Source organism: Nostocoides japonicum T1-X7 (assembly GCF_001046855.1).
Classification (GTDB): Bacteria; Actinomycetota; Actinomycetes; order Actinomycetales; family Dermatophilaceae; genus Nostocoides; species Nostocoides japonicum.
This window is the reverse complement of record NZ_HF570958.1, coordinates 2541196-2551086: the sequence shown is the minus strand read 5'-3', so window position 1 is coordinate 2551086 and position 9891 is coordinate 2541196. Positions and strand designations below refer to the sequence as shown.

The following is a 9891-nucleotide window of genomic DNA, read 5'->3' as shown; positions in this document are numbered from 1 at the left end:
GCACGGCGGGTCCGGGCCACGCGCGGCGCGCCCGGACGCATTGACGGCACGCGATGGCAGCGCCATCATGCGAGGTCCCATTCCAACCGGTCAGGAGGGACACGGTGAAGAGGTCAGGAGCATTACTGGGCATTGCCGGGCTCGTCGCGGGTGCGGCGATCGGTCTCACGGGTCCGAGCCACGGCGCGGATCGTGCGACGCAGGGGTCGACGAGCTCGACGTGCGCGGTTCGCGAGTATGCGATGGGGCTGCGCTACCAGCAGCAGTCGGCCGAGGCCGCGGCGCTGCAGGGCCAGTCCTACGCGGTCGCGACGCGCAACCTCGACCGGATCGTCGCGAAGTACCCGAGGTCGCAGCGCGCCCACCTCGCGGTCATGACCGACCTCGACGAGACGGCCATCGACAACAGCGCACTCCTCGTGAGGGACATGGAGGCGTGCCACGACTACACGGCGTGGGACACCTGGAACGACTGGGAGCTGCACGGCAACCCGCGGCTCATTCCGGGAGCATCGGCGTTCTTCCACCACGCGAGCAGCCTCGGCGTGAAGATCTTCTACGTCTCCGACCGCTCGGACGAGAACAAGGCGGCGACCCTCGCCACGCTCCGGAAGCTGAGGTTCCCGCAGGTCAACGAGCGCCAGGTCCTCCTGCTCGGGCCCTCCAAGGCGGTCCGCCGCGCGAACATCGAGCGCCACCACACCCTCGTCATGCAGCTCGGCGACAGCCTCGCGGACTTCAGCGGCGACTTCAAGGGCGCGGATCTCGCCACGTCCCACCGGCTCGTCAAGAAGTACGCCAAGCACTTCGGGAACGACTGGATCGTGCTGCCGAACGCGACGTACGGCAGCTGGACGAGCGCGCCGCTCACCGCGTGGCAGCGGCCGATCGGCGCCTCGCTGTGAGCCGAGGCTGAGCGAACCGGCCCACCCGCACGGCGCGGTGCGGGTGGGCCGGTCCCGCCGCATACCTGGTTCGCCGGTTCCCATGCCCGGTCGCCGATCCCGTCGCCTACCCGCGTGACGGGTCCCACCGCATACCCGGGTGAACCGCGGGGCGTGCCAGACTCCCGTGTCGTGGTCGATCTCCCCGGTCTGGTTCATCGCACCGAGCACGTCAACGGCATCGAGCTCCACGCCGTCGAGCTGGGGGAGGGGCCGCTCGTCCTCCTCGTGCACGGCTTCCCCGAGTCGTGGTACTCATGGCGCTTCCAGCTGCCCGCGCTCGCCGAGGCGGGGTACCGGGCGGTGGCCATCGACGTGCGCGGCTACGGCCGGTCCTCCCGGCCCGAGCGCATCGAGGACTACCGGATGCTCCGGCACGTCGCCGACAACGTCGCGCTGGTCGCCGCCCTCGGGGAGGAGTCCGCGGTGATCGTCGGGCACGACTGGGGCGCGCCGATCGCCTGGTCGTCGGCGCACCTGCGACCCGACGTGTTCCGCGCCGTGGCCGGGCTCTCGGTGCCCTTCACGCCGTCCGGATCCACCCGTCCCACCGAGGCGTTCGCGGCGATGGGCGGCGACGAGGAGTTCTACATCTCCTACTTCCAGGAGCCCGGCCGGGCGGAGGCGGAGATCGAGGGAGACCCTCGCAGCTGGCTGTTGGGCATCCTCTACACGGCCTCCGGCGACGGCGTTCGGGCCGCTCGTGCGGCGGGTGTGCCGCCGTCGGGGCGGATCGCGCCGGGCGGGCAGATGCGGGACCGGTTCGTCTATCCCGACACGATGCCGGACTGGCTCTCCACGGCCGATCTCGACCTGTATGCCGGGGAGTTCGCCCGCTCGGGGTTCACCGGCCCGCTCAACCGCTACCGCAACGTCGACCGGGACTGGGAGGATCTCGCCGTCCTGCGCGGCCGCCCGATCGAGGTGCCCGCGCTCTTCGTCGGCGGCCGGCTCGACGGGCCGACGCGGTGGGGCGGCCGCGCCATCGAGCGCTTCCCCGTGACCTTGCCGCGGCTCCATCGCAGCGAGATCCTGCCGGGCTGCGGCCACTGGGTCCAGCAGGAGCGGCCCGACGAGGTCAACGCGCTCCTCCTGGAGTTCCTCGCGACGCTCGGTTGACCTCGGGTGACGCTCGGTCGACCCCGGGCGGACCGGAGGGTCGGCGCGCCGTGCCCGGGGCCGGCGAGCGCCATCGGCAGCAATCCCCGACTGCCTCGGTGACGCGCCGGCGCAGCGCTCGGGCGGCCGGGGTGGTGGGCTCCAGGACCGGCAGGGCGGTCGCGGCCTGGACGGCGGCCCGGGCAGGGGAGATGGAGAAGTTGGCCAGGACGACGGCCGAGAGCCGGTCGTCGCGGTTCGTCTCGACGGCCTGGATGAGGAGTTCGTCCAGTCCGGCGAGGTCGCCGCGGGCGGTGGCGGCCGCAGCCCCGTCGACGACGTGCGGGCGCAGCGCCGTGGGGGACCCGGCGGCGTCGAGCACGGCCTGCAGCCGGGACGCCGTGTCGCTCACGGCGGGCGCGAGCGGTCCGAGGAGCAGGACGGTGTCGTCGGCGCGTTCGGCGACCTCGGCGAACAGCGCCTCGTCGGAGGCGGTCATGGGGATGTGGGGGTGGTCGAGCCGGGCCTGCTGCAGGACCGGGCCGTACATCGAGCAGGAGAGCAGGACGGCCGATGCGCCGGAGTCGACGGCATACGTGATGAGCGTGCGCATCCGCCGCGCCAGCGGCTCGGTCAGTCCTCCGGCCGCTTCGGCGTCCTTGACGAGCCGGTCGTCGAGCAGGGTCCACGGCTCGGCTTCTGGGTATCCGGCGGCCAGCCCGGCGAGCGCCGGCCGCACGGAGACCGGTGTCGCGTTGATGATGGCCACCATGGGCCCGGCAGGGTGACAGGAGGTCATCGCTGCGTGATCGTCGAGGTGACGGCCTCGGCGAACTCGCGGCACCCGACGGTGCCGCCCATGTCCGTGGTGCAGGTGCCGGCGGTGACGGTGGCGGTGACGCCCTGCTCGATGAGCCGGGCGGCGGCATTCATCGTGGGGTCCTCGTGTCGCCCGCCGAGCCAGTCCAGCAGCATCGCGGTGGACAGGATCATGGCGATGGGATTGGCTCGGTCCTGACCGGCGATATCGGGGGCCGAGCCGTGGGCCGCCTGGGCCATGGCGCGCTCCTGCGAGGTGTTGAGGGACGGGGCGAGACCGAGGGAGCCGGCGAGCTCGCCCGCAAGGTCGGACAGGATGTCCCCGAACATGTTCTCGGTGACGAGGACGTCGAACTCGTGGGCACGACGGACCAGGTGCACGGTGATGGCATCGATGTGGAAGTCGTCGACCTGGATGTCGGGGTAGTCGGTGGCGACCTCGCGGCATACGTCGCGGAACAGCCCGGTGGTCATCTTCAGGACGTTGGCCTTGTGGACGATCGTGACCTTCCTGCGACGCCGACCGGCCAGCTCGAACGCCTCGCGGGCGATCCGTTCGCAGGCCTGGCGGGTGATGATGCCCATCGCGATGGCGATGTCGGGAGTGGGCATGAACTCGCCGGTGCCCCGGTAGGTGCTGCGGTCGGCGTAGAAGCCCTCGGTGTTCTCGCGCATGATGACCAGGTCGGTGCCGGGCACGACGGCGTTGCGGCCCTCGTAGGCCTTCGCCGGCCGGATGTTGGCATAGAGGTCGAAGTGCTTGCGGATGGTCCCGGAGGGGTTGAGCTCGGACCTGAACGGCTCGGGGTATGCGGCGCTGTCGTGCGGTCCCAGCAGCCAGCCGTCGGTGTCGGCCAGCGCCGCGAGGGTGGACGTCGGCGTGGCCTCGCCGAGCTCGGCGATGGCCTCGAAGCCGACCGGCAGCCTCACCCAGTCGACCGGTGACCCGCCGGCCGCGGCGATGGCGGCGTCCGCGATCAGGACGGAGGCGGGCACGATCTCGGGCCCGATGCCGTCGCCGTGGAGGACGCCGAGGGTGTACTGCTTCGTGGCGGTGGTCGTGGTCACGAGGTGTTCCTTGCTCTGGGAGTGCGGCTGGGGGTCGGTCGACTCGGATCGAGAGCCTCGGTGTCGTCCCCGCGGACGGCGGCGTCGAAGCAGACTAGACGGTCGGCGGGATCCAGCGGCCAGGTGCACCCCTTTCGTCAGTCCGGGCCGGGCCGGCGATGCAAGTTCGAGGCGGATCTTCCGCAGCCCGCAGCCCGCAGGCGGAGGCACGAGCAAGGCCCCCGCCCGCGTCTCCGCTGGTCAGGGGCCTGTCCGTCTGTCTCAACACAGAGCGCGCCCGGAGGGATTCGAACCCCCAACCTTCTGATCCGTAGTCAGATGCTCTATCCGTTGAGCTACGGGCGCAGGTCACGCCGAGGGTCGCCCAGCGCAACGAGGGACGAGCCTACAGGCACTCCCCGGACCTCATGAAATCGCCGGCCCCCGGTCGAGGTCGGGTGGGGTCCCCGGTCGTTCGTGCCCTCGCACGTGCCGAGTTGTTGCTGTCCCGAGTCGAGAACGACGACATCAACTCGGCACGTGCGACGTCCGGTTCCGCACGTGCCGAGTTGATGCTGTTCCGACGCCGACACGACGACATCAACTCGGCACGTGCGAAGCGGGGACGGCGTGGACGGCGGTGGGGGCGGAGTGCCGGGGGAGTGGCGGACGAGCGCCGGGGCGGACCGGCATACAAAGTCCTTGTTTGTTCCTTTCAGGGTCCCTGCAAGCGGCTTTCAGTGCGAAACACCCCGTTGTGAGGCGGCTCACGTCCGAGAGCGCTCTCGGCGGTCGGGGCCACGTCGGAGCCCCCCTTACCTTCGGTGGAAGCCCACTGGCGGGTGCCCACCGGAGGGCCATGCCGCCGTTCAACGGAGAACTCGTGGGGGAACCTCCTGAACCGCGCGTATCGAGCGCGCAGACGAAAGGCATGTGAATCCCTGTATGACGACGCATTCGACCGAGCCGACCGCCACGACCGAGAGCACCGAGCGCACCGACGGACTGGCCGCGGGCACGACGCACGCCGGGCTGCAGGCCTGGGTCGACGAGGTCGCCGCGCTCACGACGCCCGACGAGGTCGTCTGGGTCACCGGTTCCGAGGCCGAGTGGACCCGGCTCACCGACCGGCTCGTCGCGGCGGGCACGTTCACCCGGCTCGATGAGCGGAAGAAGCCGAACTCGTTCTACGCCGCGTCCTCGCCGAACGACGTCGCGCGCGTCGAGGACCGGACGTTCACCTGCTCGGCCGAGGAGAAGGACGCCGGGCCGACGAACAACTGGATGGACCCGCAGGAGATGAAGGCCATCATGCGTGGCCTGTATGCCGGGTCCATGCGGGGACGCACGATGTACGTCATCCCGTTCGTCATGGGCCATCTCAACGCGGAGAACCCGATGTTCGGCGTCGAGATCACCGACAGCGAGTACGTCGTCGTGTCGATGCGCGTCATGGCCCGCTGCGGCGTCAACGTCCTGCGCCGCATCGAGGAGCTCGGCGATGACGCCCGCTACGTGCCGGCCCTCCACTCGCTCGGCGCGCCGCTCGAGCCGGGCGAGTCGGACGTCGCCTGGCCGTGCAGCGACACGAAGTACATCGTCCAGTTCCCCGAGGAGCGGATGATCTGGTCCTACGGGTCGGGCTACGGCGGCAACGCCCTCCTCGGCAAGAAGTGCTACAGCCTGCGCATCGCCTCGGTCATGGCCCGCGACGAGGGCTGGCTCGCCGAGCACATGCTCATCCTCAAGCTCACCTCGCCGCAGCAGCAGGTCCACTACGTCGCCGCGGCCTTCCCCAGCGCGTGCGGCAAGACGAACCTCGCGATGCTCGCCCCGACGATCCCCGGCTGGACGGTCGAGACGCTCGGCGACGACATCGCGTGGATGCGCTTCGGCGACGACGGACGCCTGTATGCCGTGAATCCCGAGTTCGGGTTCTTCGGCGTCGCGCCGGGCACGAACGAGACGACGAACCCGAACGCCATGCGCACCATCGAGCGCGGCAACTCGGTCTTCACGAACGTCGCCCTCACCGACGACGGCGACGTGTGGTGGGAGGGACTGGAGAACGAGCCGGCCCACGCGAGGAGCTGGAAGGGCGAGGACTGGACACCCTCGTCGAGCGAGCTGTCGAGCCACCCGAACAGCCGCTACTGCACGCCGATCTCGCAGTGTCCGATCCTCGCGCCCGAGTACGACGACCCGCGTGGGGTGCCGATCTCGGCGATCCTCTTCGGCGGTCGCCGCAAGACGACGATCCCGCTCGTCACCGAGTCGCGGGACTGGACGCACGGCACCTTCATGGGCGCGACGCTCTCCTCGGAGACGACGGCCGCCGCGGTCGGGCAGGTCGGCGTGGTCCGCCGCGACCCGATGGCGATGCTCCCCTTCATCGGCTACAACGCGGGCGACTACTTCAACCACTGGATCGGCATCGGCAAGGACGCCGACGCGGCGAAGCTCCCGAAGATCTTCTATGTCAACTGGTTCCGTCGCGACGAGGACGGCGGGTTCCTGTGGCCGGGGTTCGGCGAGAACTCGCGCGTCCTGAAGTGGGTCATCGAGCGCATCGAGGGCACGGCCGCCGCGGTCGAGACGCCGATCGGGCACGTGCCGACGCCGGAGTCGCTCGACCTCTCGGGGCTCGACCTGACGCCCGAGCAGCTCGACGCCGTCCTCGCGGTCGACGTCGACGAGTGGCGTGCCGAGATCCCGCAGATCGAGGAGTGGTTCGCCCGGTTCGGTGACAACCTGCCGGTCCAGCTGCGCGTCGAGCTCGACGGACTCAAGGCCCGCCTCGGTCTCTGAGCCGACTCCTCCCCGCCCACTGGGGTTCCCGGGCCTCGCACTCCCCGGCGGTCCCGCGTCGCTCGCATTATCGGGTCACCCCGGAAGACTGAGCCTCACCCCACTTTCGTTGTCGGGTGAGGCTCAGTCTTGTGGGGTCACCCCGGAACCCTTGAGCACAGTGCAGAAGTTCTCCCAGCGGTTCGGGGAGTCGCTATCACTACCTGAGGCGATGCCAGGATGCCCAAGACCATGAGAACCGACATGGACGACGAGGTTGCCGCCCTTGATGCCCTCGACCCCGCGACGCATCCGGCACGGGACGCCACGCACTTCCGAAAGATCATCGCCGCGCGGCTGGCCGTCGAGGAAGCTCAGCAGCAACTGCGTCGTGCTGTGGAGGGGGCCCGGGCTGCGGGCGACTCCTGGGCGGTGATCGCTGCGGCCCTCGAGACGACGCCTCGGAACGCCCATCAGCGGTTCGGCCGCGACTGATCGACCGGTCGTTCGCGCTCAGCTGCCCGTCGACACTTCCCCGGGCCCGCGACAAGGGCATGGTGACGACACCCCGCACGTGCCGAGTTGATGCTCCCGAACGAGTCGTGCGACGACATCTTCTCGGCACGTGCAGAAGGGAGCTTGCGCACGTGCCGGATCTTGTCGTCTCCCTACCCCACAAGGGCTGGGGCGGAGTCGGGCCTCTCCGTCTCATGGTGCGTCCTCAAGGCTGCCGGCGGCGTAGAAGGCAGCGATGACGAGGAGCGTGCCGGGCAGTCCGAGGGCGAACTTGACGCCGAGCAGCCAGGCGACAGGTTCGCCCGCGACATAGACAGCGGCCAGTAGGGAGCCACGCACGAGCAGCACGGCCGCAGCGAGAGCCGTCGTGAGGGAGTACCCGCGAAGGACGACCCGGTCTGGGCGGGAGGAGACTGGCGACCGACGCCGGAGGCCTCGCCAGAGGATGCCGAAGAGCGGGCGTCGGACGGCCACCGACGCGGCGAGCACGACGCCGATGGTGAGGTCCGTGCCGATGTCGGTGAGCAGGCCGCTCGCCGCGACACCGGTGATCCGGGCGATGGTGGCCGTGACGGCGAGACCGGCGGCTCCGCCCAGGACGGCGCGCACCGGCAACGCGCGAACGAGCCTGACGACGAGCACTGCCGCGAGGAGGAGACCGGCCGCGACGAGACCCCACCGGAAGCCGCTCGACGTGGCGACGGCGATGAAGGCGACGGACGGCAGCTCCGGCGCGACGAGGCCCGCCCGCCGCAGGGACCGCCATGCCGTATGCCACGCCGAGCCTTCCACGCCAACCTCCGGCTCGACCGCGCGGAAGGACGTTCCAGGACTCCTCATGCCGACTCGGAGGCGGACGGCGCACGGTCGGGCCGGGCCAGCACACCCTCGAGGTGAGGGATCCGCACACCCATGGGCCCGGCCGCGTCGAGTCGGCGGAGATCGACGACCCGCAGGCCGGACCGCCGGAGAGCCGCCTCGGTGTCGCGGGCGGGGTCGCATCCGCGGTCGAACCGGCGGCTCACGGGCGCGATGAGTCGTTGGCCGCGACATGCCCAGGACCCGGGACGGGCGGCGACATGTTCGAGGACGAAGAGGCGGCCACCGGGACGAAGGACACGCCGGATCTCCTCGAGCGCGAGGTCCTGGTCCATCACCGAGCAGAGGACCAGGCAGCAGATCGCGGTGTCCACGCTGGCGGCGGGTAGAGGGATCGACTCGGCGGGCGCCGGCAGCACGCGGACCCCGGCCGACCGCGCGGCGAGTCGCTCCAGACGACGCGCAGAGGTGGCGTGCGGCTCCAAGAGGGTCACGCTGGCGTCGGCCGGGAGATGCGTCCGGCTGCTGCCGTCGCCCGCCCCGACGTCGAGGACGGTCCCGTGCAGTGTCGGCAGCACGCGGGCCCGCCACTGGGACCGCACCTCGGCGACAGAGGCAGGACGGAGATGAGCACGTTGCATACCACTGTTGTATATCAGTGTCATGGTATGGTCAAGGTATGCCACGACGCGCCGACCCCGACGTGCGGGCCGCGCTCGTCGCGGCAGCCACCCGGCTGCTGGCCGGCGAGGGGCGGCAGGCCCTGAGCACACGTCGGCTCGCCGCGGAGGTGGGGACCTCGACGATGGCGGTCTACACCCACTTCGGCAGCATGGAGCGGCTCCAGCAAGAGGTCCGTCGGGAGGGGTTCGCGCGACTGTGCGGAGAGATCGACGCCATTGCACGGACGGAGGACCCCGTCGCCGACCTGGCGGCCGTCACCCTCGCCTACGTCGAGGCGGGGACGCGGGATCCCCAGCTCTATCGAGCGCTCTTCGTCGACCGCCCGCCCGGTGAGCCCGACGAGGGGTCCGGCGTGTTCGAGCGTCTGCTCGCCGCGGTGCAGCGGTGCATCGAGGTCGGCCGATTCCAGCCCGCAGAGCCGACATTGGCGCGCGCCTGGGCCGGGCAGATCTGGATGAGCGGTCACGGGGTGATCACCCTCGCGCAGACCGCGATGCTGTCGGAGGACGCGAACCGGTTCCTCCTCACCGACATGATCTACCGGCTCGCGATCGGCTATGGCGACGGCCCGGCGGCCGCCGGGCGGTCGATCCGCCATGCCGCTGACGCGTCACCGCGGGCTCGAGTCCCGTCCGATCCACCCCGCTGACCGGGAGGGAGGATCGCGGGAGGGAACGCGGTCCCGAGTCGCGTCGAGGAGGCCTGTGGTGAGCGCCGATCCTGAAGACCGATGGCGAGCATCCTCAGGGTCCGGCCGCTCCCCACGCCGCCTCCCGGGCCTGCCTGACGAGGGACTGCGCCGTCGCGAGATCGTGGCTGCGGCGGGTGACGGCCTGGGTGATGTGGGCCTCCTGCTCCGCGGTGAGCCCCTCGAGGAGAGCCAGGGCGCGCTGTGCGTCCTTGGTGGCTCGCGCGGCCTCGCCGTGGTCGAGCCGGACCCGGGCGACGGCCATCAGGCTGCGGGCGAGGTCACGCCGGAAGCCCGGAGACCGGTCGGCGAGGTCGTCGAACCCCTCGACGGCCTGCCGCCCGTGGTCGAGGGCGGCATCCGGATGCCCTAGGTCGTGCAACAGCGTGCAGAGCACGAGGTGCGCCGAGGACAGCTCCGGCTGGAGCCGTAGCGGGTCCGCCGCCGCCTCAGCGCCCGCCGCCGCCTCGGCGCCCGCAGCCTCGCCGG

The 9891-nt window shown here is 70.9% G+C and carries 10 protein-coding genes and 1 tRNA gene; 5 read left to right on the top strand and 6 right to left on the bottom strand.

From position 1 onward, the window contains the following. Positions 1 to 104: 104 nt before the first annotated feature. Positions 105 to 905: a 5'-nucleotidase, lipoprotein e(P4) family gene (locus tag BN12_RS11410; protein ID WP_053080014.1), complete on the top strand. Its 801-nt coding sequence runs from the start codon at positions 105 to 107 to the stop codon at positions 903 to 905. Positions 906 to 1076: 171 nt separating this feature from the next. After that, the gene (locus tag BN12_RS11405; RefSeq protein ID WP_048552568.1) at positions 1077 to 2063 is read left to right on the top strand and encodes an alpha/beta fold hydrolase; all 987 of its coding nucleotides are present in this window, start codon (positions 1077 to 1079) and stop codon (positions 2061 to 2063) included. Here BN12_RS11405 and BN12_RS11400 read toward each other — a convergent pair. From BN12_RS11400 to BN12_RS11390, 3 genes are all read right to left on the bottom strand, one after another. After that, positions 2023 to 2814 carry an aspartate/glutamate racemase family protein gene (locus tag BN12_RS11400; RefSeq protein ID WP_048552566.1) on the bottom strand — a complete coding sequence of 264 codons (792 nt, stop codon included), beginning with the start codon at positions 2812 to 2814 and terminating at the stop codon, positions 2023 to 2025. The genes BN12_RS11405 and BN12_RS11400 overlap by 41 nt on opposite strands. A gap of 23 nt (positions 2815 to 2837) precedes the next feature. Continuing rightward, entirely contained in the window at positions 2838 to 3929 is a 1092-nt protein-coding gene (locus tag BN12_RS11395) for an isocitrate/isopropylmalate dehydrogenase family protein (protein WP_048552564.1), read from the bottom strand. A gap of 272 nt (positions 3930 to 4201) precedes the next feature. Further along, positions 4202 to 4274, bottom strand: a tRNA-Arg gene (locus tag BN12_RS11390). A gap of 579 nt (positions 4275 to 4853) precedes the next feature. On the opposite strand from BN12_RS11390, the gene BN12_RS11385 reads away from it, so the two are divergent. Together BN12_RS11385 and BN12_RS11380 are read left to right on the top strand one after the other, a co-directional pair. Continuing rightward, on the top strand, positions 4854 to 6716 hold the full coding sequence (locus BN12_RS11385; protein WP_048552562.1) for a phosphoenolpyruvate carboxykinase (GTP): 1863 nt from the start codon (positions 4854 to 4856) through the stop codon (positions 6714 to 6716). Between the two features lie 219 nt (positions 6717 to 6935). Continuing rightward, the gene (locus BN12_RS11380; protein WP_235432379.1) at positions 6936 to 7190 is read left to right on the top strand and encodes a hypothetical protein; all 255 of its coding nucleotides are present in this window, start codon (positions 6936 to 6938) and stop codon (positions 7188 to 7190) included. Positions 7191 to 7403: 213 nt separating this feature from the next. Here BN12_RS11380 and BN12_RS23410 read toward each other — a convergent pair whose 3' ends face one another. Together BN12_RS23410 and BN12_RS11370 are read right to left on the bottom strand one after the other, a co-directional pair. Continuing rightward, positions 7404 to 8003: a DUF3159 domain-containing protein gene (locus tag BN12_RS23410; protein ID WP_053080013.1), complete on the bottom strand. Its 600-nt coding sequence runs from the start codon at positions 8001 to 8003 to the stop codon at positions 7404 to 7406. Between the two features lie 44 nt (positions 8004 to 8047). Further along, positions 8048 to 8671, bottom strand: coding sequence for a class I SAM-dependent methyltransferase (locus BN12_RS11370; RefSeq protein ID WP_268807006.1), 624 nt, complete (start codon positions 8669 to 8671; stop codon positions 8048 to 8050). 38 nt (positions 8672 to 8709) lie between these two features. On the opposite strand from BN12_RS11370, the gene BN12_RS11365 reads away from it, so the two are divergent. After that, positions 8710 to 9363, top strand: a complete 654-nt coding sequence (locus BN12_RS11365; RefSeq protein WP_048552557.1) for a TetR/AcrR family transcriptional regulator — start codon at positions 8710 to 8712, stop codon at positions 9361 to 9363. A 94-nt stretch (positions 9364 to 9457) separates the two neighbouring features. On the opposite strand, the gene BN12_RS11360 is transcribed toward BN12_RS11365, so the two are convergent. Further along, positions 9458 to 9891, bottom strand: a 434-nt coding sequence (locus BN12_RS11360) for a hypothetical protein (RefSeq protein WP_048552556.1), incomplete at its 5' end; no start/stop codon positions are given.

Excerpts from the sequence above, each read along its gene's own strand:
- BN12_RS11365 (WP_048552557.1), top strand. The coding sequence starts at position 8,710 with ATGCCACGACGCGCCGACCCCGACGTGCGGGCCGCGCTCGTCGCGGCA.
- BN12_RS11380 (WP_235432379.1), top strand. The coding sequence starts at position 6,936 with ATGCCCAAGACCATGAGAACCGACATGGACGACGAGGTTGCCGCCCTT.
- BN12_RS11385 (WP_048552562.1), top strand. The coding sequence starts at position 4,854 with ATGACGACGCATTCGACCGAGCCGACCGCCACGACCGAGAGCACCGAG.
- BN12_RS11370 (WP_268807006.1), bottom strand. The coding sequence starts at position 8,671 with ATGCAACGTGCTCATCTCCGTCCTGCCTCTGTCGCCGAGGTGCGGTCC.
- BN12_RS11400 (WP_048552566.1), bottom strand. The coding sequence starts at position 2,814 with ATGGTGGCCATCATCAACGCGACACCGGTCTCCGTGCGGCCGGCGCTC.